This is a genomic window from Candidatus Eisenbacteria bacterium (genome assembly GCA_035577985.1).
Classification (GTDB): domain Bacteria; phylum Desulfobacterota; class Binatia; order DP-6; family DP-6; genus DATJZY01.
Window position 1 is genome coordinate 170,657 of sequence record DATJZY010000042.1, and the last position, 20,591, is coordinate 191,247.

The 20,591-nt window shown below is 70.5% G+C and carries 19 protein-coding genes and 1 tRNA gene; 11 read left to right on the forward strand and 9 right to left on the reverse strand.

From position 1 onward, the window contains the following. Positions 1–14 precede the first annotated feature (14 nt). Positions 15–96: transfer RNA gene (locus tag VMS22_06850), tRNA-Leu, on the forward strand. Positions 97–163: 67 nt separating this feature from the next. Here the strand turns inward: VMS22_06850 and VMS22_06855 are convergent. The 3 genes from VMS22_06855 to VMS22_06865 form a co-directional block, all read right to left on the reverse strand. Beyond that, positions 164–1,768 (reverse strand): hypothetical protein, encoded by a 1,605-nt coding sequence (locus tag VMS22_06855; protein HXJ33745.1) that lies wholly within the window; start codon positions 1,766–1,768, stop codon positions 164–166. Between the two features lie 87 nt (positions 1,769–1,855). Beyond that, the gene (locus VMS22_06860) at positions 1,856–2,347 is read right to left on the reverse strand and encodes a hypothetical protein (GenBank protein HXJ33746.1); all 492 of its coding nucleotides are present in this window, start codon (positions 2,345–2,347) and stop codon (positions 1,856–1,858) included. Between the two features lie 240 nt (positions 2,348–2,587). Further along, positions 2,588–3,289, reverse strand: coding sequence for an ion channel (locus VMS22_06865; GenBank protein HXJ33747.1), 702 nt, complete (start codon positions 3,287–3,289; stop codon positions 2,588–2,590). A gap of 355 nt (positions 3,290–3,644) precedes the next feature. On the opposite strand from VMS22_06865, the gene VMS22_06870 reads away from it, so the two are divergent. Next, the gene (locus VMS22_06870) at positions 3,645–6,029 is read left to right on the forward strand and encodes an arylsulfatase (GenBank protein ID HXJ33748.1); all 2,385 of its coding nucleotides are present in this window, start codon (positions 3,645–3,647) and stop codon (positions 6,027–6,029) included. Between the two features lie 12 nt (positions 6,030–6,041). Continuing rightward, on the forward strand, positions 6,042–6,398 hold the full coding sequence (locus VMS22_06875) for a hypothetical protein (GenBank protein ID HXJ33749.1): 357 nt from the start codon (positions 6,042–6,044) through the stop codon (positions 6,396–6,398). Positions 6,399–6,512: 114 nt separating this feature from the next. On the opposite strand, the gene VMS22_06880 is transcribed toward VMS22_06875, so the two are convergent. Continuing rightward, positions 6,513–7,493: a ferritin-like domain-containing protein gene (locus tag VMS22_06880; protein HXJ33750.1), complete on the reverse strand. Its 981-nt coding sequence runs from the start codon at positions 7,491–7,493 to the stop codon at positions 6,513–6,515. An 80-nt stretch (positions 7,494–7,573) separates the two neighbouring features. Between VMS22_06880 and VMS22_06885 the strand changes: the two genes are divergently transcribed. The 3 genes from VMS22_06885 (at position 7,574) to VMS22_06895 (ending at position 8,917) form a co-directional block, all read left to right on the forward strand. Beyond that, positions 7,574–8,008: a pyridoxamine 5'-phosphate oxidase family protein gene (locus VMS22_06885; protein ID HXJ33751.1), complete on the forward strand. Its 435-nt coding sequence runs from the start codon at positions 7,574–7,576 to the stop codon at positions 8,006–8,008. 142 nt (positions 8,009–8,150) lie between these two features. Next, positions 8,151–8,549, forward strand: coding sequence for a cytochrome c (locus VMS22_06890; GenBank protein ID HXJ33752.1), 399 nt, complete (start codon positions 8,151–8,153; stop codon positions 8,547–8,549). Between the two features lie 152 nt (positions 8,550–8,701). Further along, positions 8,702–8,917: a hypothetical protein gene (locus VMS22_06895; GenBank protein ID HXJ33753.1), complete on the forward strand. Its 216-nt coding sequence runs from the start codon at positions 8,702–8,704 to the stop codon at positions 8,915–8,917. A 190-nt stretch (positions 8,918–9,107) separates the two neighbouring features. Here the strand turns inward: VMS22_06895 and groL are convergent, their stop codons facing one another. The 3 genes from groL to VMS22_06910 all read right to left on the reverse strand — a co-directional run bounded on the left by groL (position 9,108) and on the right by VMS22_06910 (position 11,774). Continuing rightward, positions 9,108–10,727: a chaperonin GroEL gene (groL, locus tag VMS22_06900; GenBank protein HXJ33754.1), complete on the reverse strand. Its 1,620-nt coding sequence runs from the start codon at positions 10,725–10,727 to the stop codon at positions 9,108–9,110. Between the two features lie 3 nt (positions 10,728–10,730). Continuing rightward, on the reverse strand, positions 10,731–11,117 hold the full coding sequence (locus VMS22_06905; GenBank protein HXJ33755.1) for a hypothetical protein: 387 nt from the start codon (positions 11,115–11,117) through the stop codon (positions 10,731–10,733). Positions 11,118–11,231: 114 nt separating this feature from the next. Beyond that, positions 11,232–11,774: a CDP-archaeol synthase gene (locus tag VMS22_06910; GenBank protein ID HXJ33756.1), complete on the reverse strand. Its 543-nt coding sequence runs from the start codon at positions 11,772–11,774 to the stop codon at positions 11,232–11,234. Positions 11,775–11,912: 138 nt separating this feature from the next. On the opposite strand from VMS22_06910, the gene acsA reads away from it, so the two are divergent. From acsA to VMS22_06935, 5 genes are read left to right on the forward strand one after another with little or no spacing between them, the layout of a single operon-like run. Then, positions 11,913–13,679 carry an acetate--CoA ligase gene (gene acsA / locus VMS22_06915; protein HXJ33757.1) on the forward strand — a complete coding sequence of 589 codons (1,767 nt, stop codon included), beginning with the start codon at positions 11,913–11,915 and terminating at the stop codon, positions 13,677–13,679. 26 nt (positions 13,680–13,705) lie between these two features. After that, positions 13,706–14,653, forward strand: a complete 948-nt coding sequence (gene pdhA / locus VMS22_06920) for a pyruvate dehydrogenase (acetyl-transferring) E1 component subunit alpha (protein HXJ33758.1) — start codon at positions 13,706–13,708, stop codon at positions 14,651–14,653. Further along, positions 14,650–15,624: a pyruvate dehydrogenase complex E1 component subunit beta gene (locus VMS22_06925; protein ID HXJ33759.1), complete on the forward strand. Its 975-nt coding sequence runs from the start codon at positions 14,650–14,652 to the stop codon at positions 15,622–15,624. Before pdhA ends, VMS22_06925 begins: the two co-directional genes overlap by 4 nt. Continuing rightward, positions 15,617–16,765, forward strand: a complete 1,149-nt coding sequence (locus tag VMS22_06930; GenBank protein ID HXJ33760.1) for a dihydrolipoamide acetyltransferase family protein — start codon at positions 15,617–15,619, stop codon at positions 16,763–16,765. Before VMS22_06925 ends, VMS22_06930 begins: the two co-directional genes overlap by 8 nt. Further along, positions 16,762–17,472 (forward strand): OsmC family protein, encoded by a 711-nt coding sequence (locus tag VMS22_06935; protein ID HXJ33761.1) that lies wholly within the window; start codon positions 16,762–16,764, stop codon positions 17,470–17,472. Before VMS22_06930 ends, VMS22_06935 begins: the two co-directional genes overlap by 4 nt. A 90-nt stretch (positions 17,473–17,562) precedes the next feature. Here the strand turns inward: VMS22_06935 and mgtA are convergent, their stop codons facing one another. After that, positions 17,563–20,082 (reverse strand): magnesium-translocating P-type ATPase, encoded by a 2,520-nt coding sequence (gene mgtA, locus VMS22_06940; protein ID HXJ33762.1) that lies wholly within the window; start codon positions 20,080–20,082, stop codon positions 17,563–17,565. Next, positions 20,067–20,564 carry a hypothetical protein gene (locus VMS22_06945; protein HXJ33763.1) on the reverse strand — a complete coding sequence of 166 codons (498 nt, stop codon included), beginning with the start codon at positions 20,562–20,564 and terminating at the stop codon, positions 20,067–20,069. The genes mgtA and VMS22_06945 overlap by 16 nt, the downstream gene beginning before the upstream one ends. Positions 20,565–20,591 lie beyond the last annotated feature (27 nt).

Sequence of the window (20,591 nt, forward strand, 5' to 3'; positions counted from 1 at the left end):
TACCGACTCCACCCGCGAAAGTGGCGGAATTGGCAGACGCGCAGGATTCAGGATCCTGTGGGTAAAACCGTGGGGGTTCAAGTCCCCCCTTTCGCACTTCGGCTTCCGCGGTCACTCATCGTTGTGACCGCCAGGCCAGCTGTGGTGGCGCGCGGCGGCCGCGTCAGAGCCCGGCGCGCGCGGCATCGACGCGCGCACGCAGCTCGGCGGCCAGGGCGCGGAGCGCGTCCCGGCACGCGGCGGGGAGCCGTCGCGACACCTTCGGCCGGCCGAGAGCGGCCGCCGCCTTTCCGAACAGGCGCGACGCTCTGGCGAGCTGCTTCTTCGCCTTCGCCGGGGTCGCGCCGTCGCTCGCATGGGCGCCCTTGCAGGCCTGCATCCACGGGTGGGCGACGCTCCCGGGCGGCGGCGTGACGCCGCAGGCCGGCACCGTATTGCCGGCGCACAGGCACTCGACGGCGGCCAGGTCCGCAAGGTCGTCGCAGCCGCCCGGCAATGTCGTGGTGGTCGTGGTCGAGCTCCCCGGTGCGGACGTGGTGCTCGTGGACGTAGTCCCCGGCTCCGACGTGGAGGTCGTGGAAGAGGTGTCCGCCACCGACGTGCTCGTGGTCGTCGAGGTCGTACCGCACGGCTCGAAGTCGACGCGGCAACCGGTGCAGCGCATGCACGCCGACGCGAGCGCCGGAACCGACACGTCCGCGGCGCAGCTCGCGACGACGTCGCCCGACTGCGCCATCGGGCAGTCGCACTCTTCGCCGCAATCGGCCTGATGGACGCCGTCGCCGCAGTATGCCTCCGCGGCGCAAGTCGGCAGCGTGGTGGGCGGCACGAAGGTAGTCGAGGTCGAGGTGGTCGTCGTGACCGTGATCTCGTCGGCTGGCGGGGCGTGGCCGAAATCGAACCCGCTCTGGCCCACGACGCCGTGGCCATCGGCGTCGGTCACCAGCACGTAGGCGGTGTCGAGACCGCTCGCCGAATTGTCCGACATGTCCGTGCCGACGTTGCTGAGGAAGTAGTCGCCTGCGATCGCGATCGCCCAGAGCGTCACGCCGAACTGCAGGAGGACCGGGTCGCCAGCCGTGAGACCACCGATCACCTTGTCGTTGGAGATCCCACCACACCCCTGCTCGCGGGTTCCGAGGCCGTCGATGAACCGGCTCCCGTCGCCGGTGAAGACGTCCGCCCCCACGGTCTGCGAGATGCCGACATGCCCGAGCCCGTACCCTGGACTCCCGACCACGGGCACCGCGCTGGTGTCCACGCAGTCGAACTGGACGTGCAGGTTGAGCGACGTCGGGCTGCCGACCGGTATTCCCGTCGTGGCCGGGGGCACGACGATCTCGCTGAAGCTCCCGGACACCGACACGCCCGCGTACGCCCGTAGCGGGTTCGGCCCGAGCAGGACGCGCGTAGGGAAGGCGTCGGCAAAGGCCGACACCCAGAGCCGGAGAGCGCCCATCCGGCTGCGCACGAAACCCTGGAAGCCGGCGTGGCTGGCGAACAGCGACGTCAGCCCCGGACCGAAGTGCAGGGCCGTGTCGGTCCCGCCGCGCACCGTGAGCTCCTTGGAGACGTTGGGCACGTCGTGGCGCACTTCGGAGAGGATGTTGCCCGCGGCAGGCGACGCGGGGATGAGGATCGTACCCGTCGTCACGATCGCGATCGCGTCGAACCGCTCCGCCGTCAAGTCGGCCGCGGCGGGGATCGCTGCGACGAGTACGAGCAGGAGGAGCAGCAGCAGGAGACGGCAGGGCAACGGATGTCGCATACGCTCGCCCTCGCGAGGGCGTCAAGCCGCGGCGAGGTCGCAAAGTGCTTCGTCGCGTCGCGTGCTCGGGCGACGTCCGCCCCCGCGTCAGGGTATCGTCGACACTGCGTGGAGCGGGCGTACGATGCCGAGGTTCGCGAAGGGCACCGTGCCCGCGGCGTACGGGTTCCCGATACCGGATATCTGAGTGCGACAACAACCGCCGTGCGGCGTGATCGACGTGCAGCCGTAGCTGCGGTTGGTCCTCTCGATCGAGTTGATCATTCCGGCCGTCGTTGGTGTCATCGGGAAGAACACCGTATCGGCCACGGTCTGCACGACCGGGATCGAGCCGCCACCCCCGACCAGCGGCGTTCCCGTGCAGTCGCCCGATTCATAGCTGACGATTCCGGTGGGATCGCCGCCGAGATTGAGACCGAGCAGGACCGGCTCGCCGACCGGTGAGGTCTTCACGAGCACGAACGTCAGCTGGAATTCGTCCCCGAGCCCGAGCGCATTGAGGAAGTCCTCGGTGAAGACCACGGGACCGACGAGCTTGCCGCCGGCGTCGACGGCTTCGAGCGGCGGCGGTCCCTGCATGCCCGCCGCTCCCGGATTTCCACTCGGGCCGGGCGCGCCCACCGAGGCCAGCGAGAGCGGCGACTCCTTCCGGCGGCAGGCTGCACGCGCGACGAGGGTGTGAGCGCGCGTCTCTCACAGGACGAGCGGCGCGGCGTCGGCGACGCGGGCGAGCACCACGAGCGCGACCACCTGAAGGAATCGCGTCGCCGTCATGGGACCACCGCCCGGAACGGCGGAACGAACCCCAGGGTATCTCGCCTACTCGTCTCGCTGCTGGCGATGCGACATCTGCATCGATACGAGCCGGGCGAGCGTGAGGGCGGGAAAGAGCTGCCCGATCACTCCTTCGAGATTCGCGAGCGAGCGGGCGACGGGGTTGACGGGCGTGATGTCGCCGTACCCGACCGTCGTCAGCGTCGACATGCTGAAGTAGATCAGCCGGGCCGTCAGAGTCTGTGGTGGGAGGCCCGTGGTCGGAAAGCTGAAGGCCACGGGATCGCCCAACGCGACCAGCTTGTACGCTAGCGCCCACGCGTAGGAGAGCAGCAGGTAGGCGGCGACCGCTCCCTGGATGCGGCGCAGGTCGATCGGTCCCGGCGCATACGCCTGGGCGAGGACCACGGCGGTGAGGACGACGCAGAACGCCAGTGACGCGACGGTGTCGGCGCACGCGAGGCAGGCGCTCGGGTGACCGTAGCTCGTCCATCGGATGAGGACGCTGACGACGCCGAGCGTGCCGAGGAGGACGGTGACACCGCGATGCCAGCGGCTCCTGAGCGCGATCGGCGTGGCCGCGACGACGAAGAGCGAGTAGACGACGGGCTGGACTGCGCCCGGCGTCTCCCGGAACTGGATGATGGGAACGAGGATGAAGATGTCGACGACGAGCAGGGCCTCGAGGACGCTGAGGCTCCAGTCGCTCAACCAGAAGCGTGCGACGGACTCGCGGCGAGACGACATTCGGACCGCCGTACATGCGGGCGGCCCCGTCCGGCAACTGCCCGGTCGTTCCCCATCGAGCGGGCACTCTCGATCTCGACATGTGGCCGGACAGATGGGGGCCCACCCGGCACGATGTGGCGCGAAATGGCAAGATCGCGGACGCCGGAGGTGAAACGATCTAAGAGGCCGTCTACGCATGGGTGGTGTCGCGCCTTTGACGCCTGCGAGATCGACGGCCTGCCTACAAGCGAGGGGAGCCACGATGCGTCGACACAACACGGCGGTACTGGTCATAGCGATCGGGATCGCCACTCTCGGCACCGTGGCCGTTGCCCAGCAAATCAACGGGGTTCCGGGCTCGCCGAGCGCCACGATGTCGATCGATGGCAAGCAGCTACCGCCACCCGAGCCCAAGTTCGGCGGTGTGATCAAGGAAAAAGCGTCGGACTCCAAGGCCTGGTGGCCGCCCACCGTCGTTCCGCCGAAGGGCGCACCCAACGTGCTCCTCATCATGACCGACGACTGCGGGTTCGGCGCGCCGAGTACGTTCGGCGGCGTCATCCCGACACCGGCCCTGGACCGCATCGCGAACGCGGGGCTGCGCTACACGCAGTTCCACTCCACCGCGTTGTGCTCGCCGACGCGCGCGGCCCTCATTACCGGACGCAACCATCACGTGGTCGGCTATGGTGTCGTGGGCGAAGCAGCAACCGGATTCCCGGGGTACGACTCCGTCATCCGGAAGGATACCGGCACGATCGGGCGCATCCTCAAGGAGCACGGGTACGCGACCTCGTGGTTCGGCAAGGACCACAACACGCCCTTCTACCAGGCGAGCCAGGCCGGACCGTTCGACCAGTGGCCCATCGGGATGGGCTTCGACTACTTCTACGGGTTCATCGGCGGCGACACGAGCCAGTGGCAGCCGAACCTCTTCCGTAACACGACGGCCATCTATCCCTTCGCTGGCAATCCCGGTTGGAACCTCACCACGGCGATGGCCGACGATGCCATCGCGTACATGAAGCAGCTGAGCGAGGTCGCTCCCGACAAACCCTTCTTCGTCTACTACGTGCCCGGCGGCACGCACGCGCCGCACCACCCGACGCCGGAATGGATCTCCAAGATCAGCGACATGCACCTCTTCGACGGCGGCTGGAACAAGCTCCGCGAGACGATCCTCGAGAACCAGAAGCGGCTCGGCATCATGCCGGCCAACGCCCAGCTGACGGCATGGCCGAAGGACTTGCCGCAGTGGGACTCGCTCAGTTGGGACGAGAAGAAGCTCTTCATCCGGCAGGCCGACGTGTACGGCGCATATCTCGCCTACACCGACCATGAGATCGGGCGGGTCATTCAGGCCGTCGAGGACATGGGCAAGCTCGACGACACGTTGATCATCTTCATCAGCGGCGACAACGGCGCGAGCGCCGAGGGCATGCTCAACGGGACGCCGAACGAGTTCACGACCTTCAACGGCGTGGCCGTCCCCGTCAAGGATCAGTTCCTGTGGTACGAGTTCTGGGGATCGGAGCGGACGTTCCCACACTTTGCGGCGGCTTGGGCATGGGCGCTCGACGCGCCGTTCAAGTGGGTCAAACAGGTCGCCTCGCATCGCGGCGGAACGGCGCAAGGCGTGGCCATGTCGTGGCCCGGCCACATCAAGGACGTGGGCGGCATCCGGCATCAGTTCCACCACATCATCGACATCGTGCCGACCATCCTCGAAGCGACCGGCATCGCCCCGCCCGACTCCATCGACGGCATCGGGCAGCGTCCCATCGAAGGCGTGAGCATGGCGTACACGTGGGACAAGGCGAACGCCGCCGCGCCCACCCGGCACACGACGCAGTACTTCGAGATGCTGGGGAACCGCGCCATCTACCACGACGGCTGGATGGCGCTGACGAGCCCGGTGACCATTCCGTGGGAGCTGAGCACCGCTGCGCCGCCGGACGTGATCACCGGCTACAACTGGGAGCTCTACAACCTGAACGAGGACCCCACCGAGTCCAACGATCTCGCCGCCAAGATGCCGGACAGGCTCAAGGAGATGCAGGACCTCTTCTACGCCGAAGCGAAGAAGTACGACGTCCTGCCGCTCGACAACTCGACGCTCGCGCGCTTTCTCACGCCGCGTCCGAGCGCGACGGCCGGACGAAAGAGCTTCACGTATTCGGGCACCTTGAGCGGCGTGCCGGCCAGCGCCGCCCCCAACATCCTGGACAAGTCCTACACCATCACGGCCGAGGTCGAGATTCCCGATGGCGGCGCGGAAGGCATGATCGTCACGGAGGGCGGGCGCTTCGGCGGCTACGGCCTCTTCCTGAGCAAGGGCGAGCTGGGCATCGGGCGGGGTAAGCCCGTGTTTCTCTACAATCTGCTCGACTTGAAGCGGACGACCTGGGAAGGGCCCGAGCTCAAGGCGGGCAAGCACACCATCGTGTTCGACTTCAAGTTCGATGGTCCCGGCTTCGGCAAGGGCGGCACGGGGGTGCTGTCCGTGGACGGCAAGGAAGTGGCCAGGAACACCATGGACCACACCACGCCCATCACGTTCCCGGAGGACGAAGACTTCGACATCGGAGAGGACACCCGTACGCCGGTCGCCCTCCTCGAGTATCGCTACGATTGCCCGTTCAAGTTCACCGGCACGATCGACAAGCTGACCTTCGAGCTCGGTCCGGCACAGTACACGGAAGAAGATCGCAAGCAGCTTCCGGCCGTCGCCGACCGCGTCGCCCGCGCGAAGGACTAGACGCCGAGGCCGATGACCCTACTGACCATCGCCGCCGCCGTCGAGGCGGCCACCGGCGCGGCACTCCTGGTCGTTCCGCCGGTCGTCGTACGCCTGTTGCTCGGCGCGGAGGCTGCCGGAGTCTCCATTCCGATCTGTCGTGTGACCGGCATCGCCTTGTTCGCCTTGAGCGTGGCGTCCTGGCCGGGCCCGGCCTTGTTGGGCATGTTGACCTACGGCACGCTCATCACGGTGTACCTCTCGTCTCTCGGCATCTCGGGCGAGTGGGTTGGGCCGCTCTTGTGGCCGGCCGTGGTGGCCCACGCCGCCATCACGGTGCTTCTCGCCCGGCTGCAGCTCGCACCGCGCGGTCGACACGAGCCACGCTGAGCGCGTCGCTAGCCGAGAGGCCGCTCGATCATGGGGATCACGCGGGAGTTGCGATTCCAATGGCCCGCCCCGGTTCAACTGGCGGTCACCGCGAGCGCCACGCGCACCGACCTGCTACTCGCCCGCCCCCTGCAGGGCGCCGCGGATGAGCGGCTGGTTCGCGAGCCCCAGCGCCTCGACGATGTCCGGCGCGAGCAGCCCCGCGCGCCGGGCGCTCTTCAAGAGGTGCGGCACCTTCACGCCCGAGGCCGCATCGGCGAGCTCGCGCGCGTTCAATTCACGCTGCTCGCGCAGCATCGCGGGCCCGAGCGTCTCCGCGTCGCGGACGCCGGCCTCCTTCAGGCGGCGCACGACGCGCGAGAGGAAGATGGGACCCGGCTTGTCCAGGAGCGAGCCCAGGATCTGCGCGAGCCAGTGGCGGGCGAAGCCGATGCGCTTCGGCTGCGGCTGACGGCGCAGCCACTCGGCGACGTACAGGACGCCGAAACCCATGTGACGGCTCTCGTCGCGGGTGATGAGCTCGATCACGCGGCGGAGGAGCGGATGCGTCGCGTGGTCGCGCAGGCCTTCGAAGATGCTCATGGCGAAGCCCTCGAGGAAGAACTGCTCGGTCGCGATCAGCTCGAGCGGGTCGTCCTCGGCGAGGAGCGCGTCGAACATCATCTCCGTGCCGCCGTCGATGTCCTCGGGCTCCTCGCCCATGCGATCGAGGAATCGACGGTACGCGAGATGATGGCGTGCCTCGTCCATCGCCTGCGCGGCGGCGTGGTTGCGGTAGTCCTCCTCGCGCAGCACGAGCACGAGCTTCGCACACACGTTCTGGGCCACGCTCTCGCCCACCTGCAGGATGTTCAGCATCCGCCCCAGGGAGCGGCGGGTGGCGTACGTCTGTACGGACTGCGGCAACGACCGGAAGGTCGGTGTCCCTCCGTACGCCGCCCACTCGGGTGCGACGAGGGGATCGTCGGCGCCGACCGCGACGCTCCAGTCGACGTCGTTCTCGATGTCCCAGTCGGCGGAGTGCGCCTTCGCGAAGAGCGCGTTGATGCCGGGATGGCCGGTGTTGTGGAGCCTCACGAGATCGCGCGTCCGCATGGTGACGCGACGCTACCCCGCGCGACGAGCGATCGGAAGGGTGCTTGACGGCGCCCCGACGGGCGTGGTCCGAAGGCGCCGTGCCCGCACCCCTGACACGCGCAGAGCGCGAAGAGTTCCTGGCCGGCCTGCACGTCGGCATCCTCACCGTCGACGAGCCCGGCCGCGGACCGCTGTCCGTCCCCGTGTGGTATCTCTACGAGCCGGGCGGCGAGATCGTCGTCGTGACACGCCCCGAGGCGCGCAAGGCGCAACTCCTGCGCGATGGCGCGCGGGTCGCGTTCTGCGTCCAGTCCGAGGAGATGCCGCCCAGGTACGTGACCATCCAGGGGCGCGTCCGCTCGGCGACGCCCGCCGACGTCGCGCGCGACGTGAAGCCCGTCGTCCGCAAGTACCTCGGAGCCGAAGTCGGCGACGCGTACGTCGACAACACGCGGCCGAACGGGACGAACGAGATCGTGGTCCGCATCCGCCCCGAGCGGTGGTACTCGCGCGACTTCGGCAGGACGGCCTGATGGGGATTCTTTGCCGAGGTTGGTTCGCGCCTTCAGGAAGCCCCCTCGCCCATTTTGTCGCCCCTGCGAGACGGGTCGCGTCCCGGCATGCCTCATCGCGGCACGGCGGTTGCTCCGACGCCGCACGAAAGGGAGGACCTCGATGCGTGGAATCTCGACGACGGCCCTGATCGCTGCACTGCTTCTCGCCGGCACGGTCGCCCGCGCGGAGGACGTTGCGGGCAAGCAGACCTACCTGCGCTACTGCGGCGCGTGTCACGGGCCCGACGGAAGGGGCGACGGGATCGCGGGCACGTTCATGCGCCCGAAGCCGACCGATCTCACGCAGATCGCCAAGAAGAACGGCGGGGAGTTCCCGGTGACGCGCGTGATGGCCGACATCGACGGCCGCAATACGGTGCGCGCGCACGGCGACCCGCAGATGCCGGTCTGGGGCGAGATCTTCCGCGAGGAGGCGGGATCGCCGCAGGGGCCGCAGAACGAGGCACGCTCCAAGGTCGTGGCAATCACCGAGTACGTGCGCTCGATTCAGCAGAAGTAGGGCGACCGCCGGCGTCCCGATCCTCGGAAGGAGCTGGCCGCGCAGGAGCGGGCCTGCCTGGCCGGAAACTTGCTTCGTCGTGGGGTATGACGACGATCCCTCTCCTCTCCGCGACCCAACGATCTGGGCGTCCCACGCCCGAGCAACGGCTCATGGCCGCCGTCCTCGACGACGCGATCCGCATCTATCGCCATCCGGGTGCGGCGAAGCGATTGCCGAGCGTACACGCGGCGGAGGCGTGGATCCGATCGGACGACCATAGTTGGCCCTTCGCGTTCGTGCCCCTCTGCGAGCATCTCGGCTTCGATCCGCACGCGATCCGAGCGACGCTGGAGCGGGAGCGCCTCGACCGGATGCTGGCCGCCTGAGGCGCCGCCCCGGCGCCAGATGCGATGCGGCACCGGCGAGTGCGGGCATTTGCTACCTCGGGTCGCGCTACGTTCTGCGGGACGGGCCCGTCTTCTCGCTGGCACCGTTCGAGACGATTCCGACGCCTTCGGGAACCCGGCCGGCACCTGGGCGTCGACCTGCCACTGACGGCGACGGGCGAACCGGCCGCTATGCCATCTCGGGCATCCCAGGCGCCGGTGTCTTCTTCTCCGGGATTTCGGTGAGCGTCGCCTCCGTCAACAGGAGCACGCTCGCGACCGAGACGGCATTCTCGAGCGCGATACGAACCACCTTCGTCGGGTCGATGATGCCCGCTTCGAAGAGGTCGACGTAGCAGCCGCGGGCGGCGTCGTATCCATGGGCGCCGGTGCCCGCGCGCATGCGCTCGACCACGACGCCACCGTCCGCGCCCGAGTTGGCGGCGATCTGCCGCGTCGGTGCCTCGAGTGCGAGCCGCAGCATGCGCATGCCCGTGCGCTCGTCACCTTCGGCGCCTTGCTCGTCGCGTTCGACCACATCGATCGCGCGCAGCAGCGCCAGGCCGCAGCCGGGCACGATGCCCTCCGCGAGCGCCGCGCGCGTCGCGCTGATGGCGTCCTCGAAGGCTTCCTTCCGGCTCTTGAGCTCGGCCTCGGTCGCCGCGCCCACCCGGATCACGGCGACGCCTCCCGCCAGCTTCGCCAGGCGTTCCTGAAGCTTCTCCTTGTCGTAGTCGCTCGTGCTGCGCCCGATCTCGGCACGAATCTGGTCGGCCCGGCCGGCAATCGCCTTCGCGTCCCCGCGCCCGCCGATGATGGTGGTGTGGTCCTTGGTGACGACGACGCGCGACGCGCGTCCGAGGTCGGCCAGGGTGACGTGCTCGAGCTTCTGGCCGAGCTCCTCGGCGATGAGGCGCCCGCCCGTCAGGATCGCCATGTCGTCGAGCATCGCCTTGCGCCGGTCGCCGAACCCGGGCGCCTTGACGGCGACTGCGGTCAAAGTCCCCCGCAGCTTGTTTACCACCAGCGTCGCGAGGGCCTCGCCCTCGATCTCCTCGGCCACGAGCAACAGGGGGCGGCCGGCCTTCACCACCTGCTCGAGCACGGGCAGCAGATTGTGCATGAGGACGATCTTCTTCTCGTGAAGCAGGATGCACGGCTCTTCGAGGACGCACTCCATGCGCTCGGGATCGGAGACGAAGTACGGCGAGAGATAACCGCGATCGAACTGCATCCCCTGCACGACCTCGAGCGCGGTCTCGGTGCCCTTGGCCTCTTCGACCGTGATCACACCCTCGGGGCCGACCTTGTCGACCGCGTCGGCCACGAGCGCACCCATGCGGGTGTCGTTGTGCGCCGAGATGGTCGCGACCTGCTCGCGCTCGCGGTGGCCGGCGAGCGGGCGGGAGAGATCCTTCAGCGCGCCGGTCACGAGGGCGCAGGCACGATCGAGCCCGCGCTTGAGGTCGATCGCGCTCGCGCCCGCCGCGATGTTGCGTATACCCTCGACGAGGATCGCGTGCGCGAGGATCGTCGCCGTGCTGGTCCCGTCGCCGACCAGCTCGCCGGTCTTGGACGCCGCCTCGCGCAGCATGCGGGCACCCAGATTCTCCTCGGGATCGTCGAGCTCGACCTCCTTCGCGATCGTGACGCCGTCGTTGCAGACGACCGGGCTCCCCCACTTCTTCTCGATGAGCACGCACTTCGACTTCGGGCCGAGGGTGACGCGCACCGCGTCGGCCAGCGCGCTCGCGCCGCGCAGGATCTTCTCGCGCGCGCTCGAGCGGAAGAGGAGCTGCTTCGACGCCACCCGCTAGCCCTGGGCCGAGGGCAGCGCGTCGTGGAGCTGCTCCCTCAGCTCTTCGATGCGGCGCTCGAGGTCGCCGACGCGGCGCTCGAGCCCCGCCATCTGCCGGAGCACCTTCGAAACATCGTCCGTCCCCGCGACGCCGAGCTGCGCGCGAACGCCGCGCTCCAAAGTCGCGATGCGGCGCTCGAACTCACGTTCGGCCCCCTTCAGCCGGGTCGCGATCTCCCGGCGTACCGCGGCCGAATCCGTCGTGAGGTCGGCCCGGGCACGGCGCACGAACTGCCGCACCTGCTTTTCGACCCGGCCGATCGTCTGCTTGCCGTCGCGCTGGATCCTCGTCACCGCCTCGCGGATGCTCGCTCCGGGGCTGCCATTCACGCTCTTCGCCATTGGCCTTCCTCCTGCAGGCCAAGGAAGCACCTCGCATGCCATGGACAAGGCAGCCCCGGGCCGCGAGCCGTCGTGAACGCTTCTCAGGATCGGGAGGCCCCGCGCGTGGTCGCCTCAGATCCAAGATTCCTTCATGCCCAGCTCGTAGGCGATCGCCGTCACCACGACGCTGCCGCCGCCGACGATCGGGAGGCAGAGCAGGAAGGCCCCGAGCGGCGGGGCGTAGACGGGGGCCGCGAAGAGCCAGGCGCCGACCATGAAGTCGAGCTGGTCGAAGCCGAGCCACGGCTCGCCCGGCGCGATCGCGATGCGGCGCTTGAAGAACGATTTGACCGCGTCACCGACGCCCGTTCCGAGGCCGAGGGCGGCGCCGAGCCAGCCGGGCAACGTGTCGTAGCCGACCGGAGCCAGCCCGCGCAGAATGCCCGCGTCGGACAGCAGCTGCTGTCCGAGGAAGACGAGCGCGCCGACCACCGTTCCCGCGACGACCCCCCGCCACGTCTTGTGCGCCCCGAGAAGCCGCTGGCCGGCGAACATGCGGCCGCCGTCGAGCGGCCGATCGAGCCAGGCGAGGTGTCCGCGCACGAAGACCGGCGCCATGTTCGCGAGGTAGGCGGGCACGAAGAACCACAGCGTCTGTACGAGCGTGGCATCCATGGTTCCACCGCCGAAGAGAGCAACCGGCATGCCGCGCCACCGCCCCACCCAAGGGAAGGTCTTCCCAAATCTGATACGGGCCGCCCCACGGTCCGCACGAAGGGACGGAACGTCCCTTGCACCCGGCGCTTCTCGACGATGCAGGAGGACCGCGCCCGGATCCACAAGCCAGCACGCTTCCGTGTCCCGCCGAACCTCACCGACTACGACGCGGCGTGTGCGGCGTTTCGTTGGGAGGAGGCGCGAGCGGAGCTCGAAGGCCTGCCCGACGGCGGCCTCAACATCGCGCACGAGGCGGTCTTCCGGCACGTCGCCGCGGGGCGCGGCGACCGGATCGCGCTCCGCTGGCTCGGGCGCGGCGGCGGGCGTCGCGAAGTCACTTACGCGGAGCTCGCCGATCTCACGGGTCGGTTCGCAGCGGTGCTCGACGACCTCGGCGTCCGCGGCGGCGATCGCGTCTATGCGCTGCTCGGCCGCGTGCCCGAGCTGTTCGCGGTGGCGCTCGGCACGCTCGCCCACGGCGCCGTCTTCTGCCCGCTCTTCTCGGCGTTCGGCCCCGAGCCGATCCGTGCCCGGCTCGCGCTCGGCGGCGCGCGCGTGCTGGTCACGACCGAGGCGATCCATCGGCGCAAGGTCGAAGCGCTGCGATCGGCGCTCCCCGAGCTCGAGCACGTCCTGCTGGCCGGTGAGCTCGGCGCCGTGACGACGGTGCCCGGCACGCGCGATCTCGCCACCCTGCTGCGCGCCGCGACGCCCCGTCGCGCCGTCGCCCCTACGCGCCCCGAGACGCCGGCGCTCCTGCACTTCACCAGCGGAACGACCGGCCGGCCGAAGGGTGCGCTGCACGTCCACGAGGCGGTCGTCGCGCATCACGCGACGGGGCGCCTCGCCTTGGATCTGCATCCCGACGACGTCTACTGGTGCACGGCGGACCCCGGCTGGGTCACGGGCACCTCCTACGGGATCGTGGCACCGCTCGCCCTCGGCACCACCTGCGTGGTGGACGAAGCGGAGTTCGACGTCGGCCGCTGGTACGACACGCTCGCCCGCGAGCGCATCACGGTCTGGTACACCGCGCCCACCGCGATCCGACTGCTCATGAAGGCCGGAGCCGCCGAGGCGCGCGCGCGCGATCTCTCGGCGCTGCGCTTCCTCGCGAGCGTCGGCGAGCCGCTCAACGCCGAGGCCGTGATCTGGAGCCACGAGACCTTCGGGATCCCGTTCCACGACAACTGGTGGCAGACCGAGACGGGCGGCATCATGATCGCGAACTTCGCCGCCATGGAGGTGCGCCCCGGCTCGATGGGGCGCCCGCTGCCCGGCGTCACCGCCGCGATCGTGCGCCGCGAGGCCGGCGGCGGCGCCGCCGTCGTGCACGAGCCCGACGTGCAGGGCGAGCTCGCGCTCGCGCCCGGATGGCCGTCGATGTTCCGCGGCTACTGGCACGAGGACGAGCGCTATCGAAAGTGCTTCGCCGGCGGCTGGTACCTCACCGGCGATCTCGCGCGCCGCGACGCCGACGGCTACTTCTGGTTCGTCGGACGCGGCGATGACGTCATCAAGACGTCGGGACACCTCATCGGGCCGTTCGAGGTGGAGAGTGTGCTGATGGAGCATCCGGCGGTCGCCGAAGCGGGCGTGATCGGCAAGCCCGATCCGGTCGCGATGGAGATCGTGAAGGCCTTCGTCACCCTGAAGCCCGGCGTCGATCCGACCGACGCCCTCGCGCGCGAGATCGTCGCTCACGCGCGCAAGCGGCTGGGCGCCGTCGTCGCCCCGAAGGAGCTCGAGTTCCGCTCGACGCTGCCGCGCACGCGCAGCGGCAAGATCATGCGCCGCCTCCTGCGGGCGCGGGAGCTCGGTCTTCCGGAGGGCGACACGTCGATGCTGGAGGACCCGGTGTGACCGACGATCGTGCCGCGCTGCGCGAGATGCTGCGCATCCGACGCTTCGAGGAGAAGGCCGCGGAGCTCTACACGCAGGGCAAGATCCGCGGCTTCCTGCACCTGTGCATCGGCGAGGAGGCCGTCTCGGTCGGCACCCTCGCCGCGCTGTCGGCCAGCGACAACGTGGTGTCGACCTATCGCGAGCACGGCCACGCCCTCGCACGCGGCGTCCCCATGGCCGCGCTGATGGCGGAGCTCTTCGGCAAGGTGACCGGGTGCTGCCGCGGGCGCGGCGGCTCGATGCATTTCTTCGACGTCGGGCGCCGCTTCTACGGCGGGAACGCGATCGTGGGCGGGGGCCTCCCGCTCGCCGTCGGCCTCGCCCTCGCCGACCAGATGCAGCAACGCGCCGCCATCACGCTGTGCCTGTTCGGTGACGGCGCCGTCGCCGAGGGCGAGTTCCACGAAGCGATGAACCTCGCCGCGCTCTGGCGGCTCCCCGTCCTGTTCTTGTGCGAGAACAACCTCTATGCGATGGGCACCCACGTCGCGCGGCACCAGGCGCAGCCCGACATCGCGCGCAAGGCCGACGGCTACGGTGTCCCCGCCGAGGCGGTGAACGGGATGGACCTGCACGCCGTGGAGACGGCGGTCGCGGCGCACGGAGCCGCGATCCGGAACGGCGGTGGACCGCGCTTGATCGAGGCACGAACCTATCGCTTTCGCGCCCACTCGATGTACGACCCCGAGCTCTACCGCACCAAGGCCGAGGTCGAGCAGTGGAAGCTGCGCGACCCCCTCCCGGCGTTCGCGGCGACGTTGCGGAGCGCAGGGCGGCTCGACGACGCCGGTTTCGCGGCGCTCGAGACCGAGGTCGCGGCCGAGATCGCCGCCGCGGTCGCCGCGGCCGAGGCGGCGGCGTGGGAGCCGCTCGACGGCCTGGTGCGCGACGTCTACACCGCCGACGCGCCGGAGACGACGTCGTGCGCATGACCTATCGCGAGGCCGTTCGCTCGGCGCTGCGCGAGATCCTGCGGACCGACGCGCGCGCATTCCTCATGGGCGAGGACGTGGGCGCGTACGGAGGCTCGTTCGCGTGCAGCAAGGGGCTACTGGAGGAGTTCGGCCCCGAGCGCGTGCGCGACACCCCGCTCGCGGAGTCCACCTTCCTCGGCGCCGGCATCGGAGCCGCCATGGGCGGCATGCGACCGATCGTCGAGATCATGACGGTCAACTTCAGCCTGCTCGCGCTCGACCAGATCGTGAACAACGCCGCCACGCTCCGGCACATGTCGGGCGGCCAGATCTCGGTCCCGCTCGTCGTCCGCATGGCGACGGGGGGCGGCCGCCAGCTCGCCGCGCAGCACTCGCACAGCCTCGAGGGATGGTACGCCCACGTGCCCGGCATCCGCGTCGCCGTGCCGGCGACGCCGGCCGACGCGCGCGGTATGCTGCTCGCCGCCATGCGCGAGCCGGACCCCGTGTTCCTGTTCGAGCCCGCGGTGCTCTACCCCGTCGAGGACGAGGTCGACGAGGCGGCCGGTCCCGCCGATCTGCGCCACGCGCTCGTCCGCCGAGCCGGACGCGACCTCACGCTCGTCGCCTTCGGCGCCGCGCTGCCGAAGGCGCTGGCCGCCGCCGATGCGCTCGCGCGTGAGGACGTCTCGGCCGAGGTCGTCGACGTGCGCGTGCTGCGCCCGCTCGACCTGCCGACGATCGCCGCGTCGGTCGCGCGCACCCGCCGCGCCATCGTGGTCGACGAGGCCTGGCGGACCGGCGGCTTCGCCGCCGAGATCGCGGCCTCGCTCGCCGAGCAGGTCTTCTACGACCTCGACGCGCCGATCGGCCGGATCTGCGGTGCCGAGGTACCGTTGCCCTATCCGAAGCACCTCGAGGATGCGGCACTGCCTCAGGCCGCGACCATCGCCGCCGCCGCGCGCGCGCTCATGGGGCGGCATGGCTGACCTCGTGATGCCGATCCTCGGCGCCGACATGGAAGCCGGCGTGCTCGTCGCGTGGCGCTGCCGGCCCGGCGATCGGGTGACGCGCGGCGACGTCGTGGCCGAGGTCGAAACCGAGAAGGGCTTGATCGAGATCGAGGCGTACGAGAGCGGCGTCGTGGAGCGGCACCTCGTCGCTCCCGGAACCAAGGTGCCCGTCGGGACGCCGCTCGCGACGATTCGCGGCGACGCGGCCCCCGTGTCCGACGGCGCCCCGGCGGCCCTGCCGCCACCCGTCCCCGCACCGCCGCCGGTCCCCGCACCGCCGCCGGTCGTACTTGCGGTGGGCAGCCCGGCGCCCGCGACGCGCGCGCGCGTCTCGCCGGCCGCACGGCGGCGAGCCGCCGACCTCGGCGTGCGCATCGAGGACGTCGCGGGCAGCGGACCCGACGCCGCGATCACCGTCGCCGACGTCGAGCATGCCGCCGCCGGGTCGGCCCCGGCCGGCGGCATGCGGCGGGCGATCGCCGCCGCCATGAGCCGGTCGAAGCGCGAGATTCCCCACTTCTACCTCGCGACCACGGTCGACCTCCGCGCCGCGACCAGCTGGCTGGCGCGAACGAACGGGAGCCGGCCGGTGGGCGAGCGCCTCCTGCTCGGCCTGCTCTTCGTGAAGGCCGTCGCGCTCGCGCTCCACGACGCGCCCGAGCTGAACGCGGTCTGGCAGGACGGGGGGCCGGTCGCGCGCGAGGCGGTGCACGTCGGGGTCGCGATCACGCTTCGCGGTGGTGGCCTCGTCGCCCCGGCGCTCCTCGATACCGACCGCCGATCCCTGACCGAGCTCATGGCCGGCTTCCGGGATCTCGTGAGCCGCGCCCGCGCCGGGCGCCTGCGGGGTTCGGAGCTCGGCAGCCCCACGATCACGGTCACGAGCCTCGGCGACAACGGCGTCGAGACCGTCTTCCCCGTGATCTACCCGCCGCAGGTCGCCATCGTGGGCTTCGGCACGGTCGTGCAGCGCCCGTGGTGCGACGGTGGCGCGGTGGTGGCCGCACCGGTCGTCACCGCGACGCTCGCCGCCGACCATCGCGTGACCGACGGGCATCACGCCGCCGCCTTCCTCGCCGGCGTCGCGCGGCGGCTCGCTGCCCCGGAGGCGCTATGACGCCCGACGACGTCCGCCGGCGCATCCTCGCCGCGCTCGTGCGCGTCGCCCCCGAGGTCGATCCCGAGACGGTCCGCCCGGAGGCCGTGCTGCGGGACGAGTACGACCTCGACTCGATGGACTTCCTCAACTTCGTGATCGGCCTGCACGAGGGCTTCGGCATCGACATCCCCGAGAGCGACTACCCCGCGCTCGCCACGCTCGCCGGCTGCGAGGGCTACGTTCGCGCCCACACGGCACCGCCGCCGGCCTCGCGTGGGTCGCGCCCGGCGCACCGCTTCGAGGCCACGCTCCAGTGGACGCCGCAGGACGGGAGCGCGATGCTCGCTCACGTCGTCTCCTTCACCGGCCGGCCGGACCTCGCGATGTCGGCGCCGCCGCAGTTTCACGGTGACGGGACGCGTCTCTCGCCCGAAGAGCTCTTCGTCGCCTCGCTCGCGTCGTGCCAGCTCCTCACCTACCTCGCGCTCGCGAAGCGCGCCGGCGTCGCGGTCGCGCGCTACGAGGATCACGCGGTGGCGACGCTCGCCGCGGTCGATCGGGGCATGCGCATCACCGAGGTCGTGCTGCGGCCGCGGATCGTCGTGGCACCCGGCGGCGATGCCGCCAAGGCGCGCGCCCTCGTCGACGCGGCGCACGACGCCTGCTTCGTCGCGAGGTCGATCACGTCGGCCGTCCGCATCGAGCCGGAGGTCGTGGTCGCATGAGCACGGACCCCTCCTCCCCGGCGCACCCCGTGCGCCGCGTCGTGCGGTGGCTGGTGATCGCGTTGCTCGCGGCCGCCCTGGTGCGGGCGCTCATGCTGCTCGCGGGCTCGTGACCGCTGCGCGGGCCGGACCGCCCGGGGTCCAGACGCCGAGGCGCGTCTTCAGGAGCTCGACCATCGCGAGGTAGGTGACAACGACCACCGCGAGGAAGACGAAGAACGACCCGGGAAGCGCGTGGAACCCGAGCAGGCTCGCGACCGGCGAGAACGGCAGGGCGATGCCGATCGCGACCACGCCGAGAACTCCCCCGACGAGCGCCGGGCTCGGACGGCTCCGCCAGGGACGTTCCCGGGTCCGGATCACGAAGACGACGAGCGTCTGGGTCGCGAGCGACTCCACGAACCAGCCCGTCCGGAAGAGCGACGGATCGGCCTGGAAGAGCCAGAGCAGAACGGCGAAGGTGGCCAGGTCGTAGACCGAGCTCAGGGGGCCCAGCACGAGCATGAAGCGGCGGATGAATGCCGCGTCCCAGCCGCGTGGCGCCGCCAGGTCCGCCCGGTCGACCTCGTCGGTCGGAATGGCCACCTGCGAGCAATCGTAGAGGAAGTTCGCGAGCAGGATCTGGAGCGGCAGCATCGGCAGGAAGGGCAGCAGCAGGGACGCGAGCGCCATCGAGAGCATGTTCCCGAAGTTCGAGCTCGTGCCCATGAGCACGTACTTCATGACGTTGCCGAAGCTCCGCCGGCCCTCGACGATCCCATCGTGCAACACGGCGAGGCGCTTCTCGACCAGGATGATGTCGGCCGCCTCCCGCGCGACGTCGACGGCGTCGGCGACCGAGATCCCGACGTCCGCCGAATGCAGCGCGGAGGCGTCGTTGATGCCGTCGCCGATGCACCCGACCACGTGTCCGCGCGCGTGCAGCGCGCGCACGATGCGATCCTTGTGAGCAGGCGTGATGCGGGCGAAGACGGTGGTCCGCTCGGCGAGCGCGCCGAGCGCCATCGTCGACAGCGGGTCGATGTCGGGACCGCGAACGATGCGGCCCGCATCGATCCCGACCGTCGCGCACAGGTGCTCGGCGACCTCGGCGCTGTCGCCGGTGAGGATCTTGACGGTGACGGCGTCGGCGGCGAGGGCGGCGATCGTCTCCGCCGCCTCCGGCAGCGGCGGATCGAAGAACGCCGCCAACCCCACCAGCACGAGATCGTGCTCGTCCGCGACGCCGAAGGAGGCCTGCGGCGCGACCGTGCGGTAGGCGACGGCGAGAACGCGAAACCCCTTCCGTCCGAGGTCCCCGACCAACGCCTCGGCTCGCGCGCGTGCCGTGTCGTCGAGCGGGCTCGCGACGCCGGCGATCTCGACCGCCGTGCACACCGCGAGCACGCTCTCGGGCGCGCCTTTGGCGACGAGCACGGTACGCCCGCCCTCTTCCACCACGACCGACAGCCGCCGGCGCGTGAAGTCGAAAGGGATCTCGTCGACGAGGCGCGAACCCTCGACCGCCGGGTGCTCGTGCTGCAGGATCGCCTCGTCCATCGGGCTGCGGAGCCCCGTCTGGTGAAAGCTGTTGAGCGCCGCGAAACGGATCGCCGCCTCGCTGTCCTGCCCGGTGAGGTCGACGTGCCGGTCGACGGTGATGCGCCCCTCGGTCAGGGTCCCGGTCTTGTCGCAGCACAGGACGTCCATGCTCCCCAGGTTCTCGATCGCGGCCAGGTGCTTCACGATCACCTTCTGGCGCGCCATGCGCACGGCGCCGCGCGCGAGCGTCACCGCGACGATCATCGGCAGGAGCTCGGGTGTGAGCCCGACCGCCAGCGCGACCGCGAACATGAACGCCTCGAACGGCTCGTGGCGCACGAAGGCGCTGGCGAGAAAGGCGAACAGGACCAGCGACACGACGATCCGCAGCACGAGCACGCCGAACTCACGCGTCCCCCGCTCGTACTCGGTCTCGGGGGGCCGGGCGGCGAGTGTCGCCGCGATGTGACCGAACTGGGTGGCGGTCCCCGTCCGCAGGACCTCCGCGGTTCCAATGCCGCTCGTGACCGAGGTGCCGCGATAGATCATCCCGATCGCCGGATCGGCCGCCACGTGCTTTTCACGCGGGACCGACTCGCCCGTGAGCGCCGCCTCGTTCACGAAGAGGTCCTTCGCCGCGACGATACGGGCGTCGGCCGGCACGAGATCGCCGACGGCCAGGTGGACGACGTCGCCCGGGACGACCTCGCGCACCGGGACGACCGCCATGCGCCCGTCGCGCACCACCGTCGCCATGGGCGCGATCCGGTCGCGCAGCAGCGTTGCCGCGCGCTGCGAGCGATAGGACTGCACGAAGTTGAGGACGATGGACAGAACCACCATCAGCAGGACGATCAGGGCGCTCGGCACCTGGCCGAGCGCGGCGGACACCATGCTCGCGGCGACCAGGATGAGAACCAGCGGATTGGTCGCGTACCCCGCGAGCGCGCGCAGCGCCGCAAAACGCGGTGGGGGCGCGACCTCGTTCGGCCCGACCTGGCGCAGCCGCAGCCGCGCCTCCTCGGTGGTGAGGCCCACGATCGGCGGCGGCTCGGTCGCCGCCGGCACGCGGGCTATTGCGGCGTCCACGGTCCCGCGGCGCGCGCGGTGTAGGTCGCCGTCCCCCGGCGCCCACCGGCGGTGCCGGCGAAGACGTAGCGCAGCACGAGCTTGGCTCGCGTGAGCTTGCGGTTGATCGTGAGCGTCAGCGCCTTCGCGCGGCTGGACGTGATGACGACACCCGACACGTTGCACAGGCCGGAGACGCCTTCCACGATCCTGCCGGTCAGCGCCGTGAGGGTCGGGGCGTCGAACGCGAATGCGAGCTTCCTTCCCGTCCTACCCACCGACGTGTAGGTCCCGGAGGACTGGTCGCCGGGCGACTCGGCGCTCCACGTACCGTCGTCCCGCACCGTCACCGTCGCCACGAGCGGCTCGCGGTCGGCGCCGCAGCCCTTCGCGGCGAGCCGGCTCGTACCTGTGAGCGAGGCGGCGCCGGTCGCGGCGGGGGCCGGCCGCGATGCCGCCGCGACGATCAGGATCGCAAGCGCTACTGGGCGAAGGGACATCATCACCATACCCATATCCCGCTGCACCGA

Excerpts from the sequence above, each read along its gene's own strand:
- VMS22_06855 (HXJ33745.1), bottom strand. The coding sequence starts at position 1,768 with ATGCGACATCCGTTGCCCTGCCGTCTCCTGCTGCTGCTCCTCCTGCTC.
- VMS22_06860 (HXJ33746.1), bottom strand. The coding sequence starts at position 2,347 with ATGCAGGGACCGCCGCCGCTCGAAGCCGTCGACGCCGGCGGCAAGCTC.
- VMS22_06865 (HXJ33747.1), bottom strand. The coding sequence starts at position 3,289 with ATGTCGTCTCGCCGCGAGTCCGTCGCACGCTTCTGGTTGAGCGACTGG.
- VMS22_06870 (HXJ33748.1), top strand. The coding sequence starts at position 3,645 with ATGTCGATCGATGGCAAGCAGCTACCGCCACCCGAGCCCAAGTTCGGC.
- VMS22_06875 (HXJ33749.1), top strand. The coding sequence starts at position 6,042 with ATGACCCTACTGACCATCGCCGCCGCCGTCGAGGCGGCCACCGGCGCG.
- VMS22_06880 (HXJ33750.1), bottom strand. The coding sequence starts at position 7,493 with ATGCGGACGCGCGATCTCGTGAGGCTCCACAACACCGGCCATCCCGGC.
- VMS22_06890 (HXJ33752.1), top strand. The coding sequence starts at position 8,151 with ATGCGTGGAATCTCGACGACGGCCCTGATCGCTGCACTGCTTCTCGCC.
- VMS22_06895 (HXJ33753.1), top strand. The coding sequence starts at position 8,702 with ATGGCCGCCGTCCTCGACGACGCGATCCGCATCTATCGCCATCCGGGT.
- VMS22_06905 (HXJ33755.1), bottom strand. The coding sequence starts at position 11,117 with ATGGCGAAGAGCGTGAATGGCAGCCCCGGAGCGAGCATCCGCGAGGCG.
- VMS22_06910 (HXJ33756.1), bottom strand. The coding sequence starts at position 11,774 with ATGGATGCCACGCTCGTACAGACGCTGTGGTTCTTCGTGCCCGCCTAC.
- acsA (HXJ33757.1), top strand. The coding sequence starts at position 11,913 with ATGCAGGAGGACCGCGCCCGGATCCACAAGCCAGCACGCTTCCGTGTC.
- pdhA (HXJ33758.1), top strand. The coding sequence starts at position 13,706 with ATGCTGCGCATCCGACGCTTCGAGGAGAAGGCCGCGGAGCTCTACACG.
- VMS22_06925 (HXJ33759.1), top strand. The coding sequence starts at position 14,650 with ATGACCTATCGCGAGGCCGTTCGCTCGGCGCTGCGCGAGATCCTGCGG.
- VMS22_06930 (HXJ33760.1), top strand. The coding sequence starts at position 15,617 with ATGGCTGACCTCGTGATGCCGATCCTCGGCGCCGACATGGAAGCCGGC.
- VMS22_06935 (HXJ33761.1), top strand. The coding sequence starts at position 16,762 with ATGACGCCCGACGACGTCCGCCGGCGCATCCTCGCCGCGCTCGTGCGC.
- VMS22_06945 (HXJ33763.1), bottom strand. The coding sequence starts at position 20,564 with ATGATGTCCCTTCGCCCAGTAGCGCTTGCGATCCTGATCGTCGCGGCG.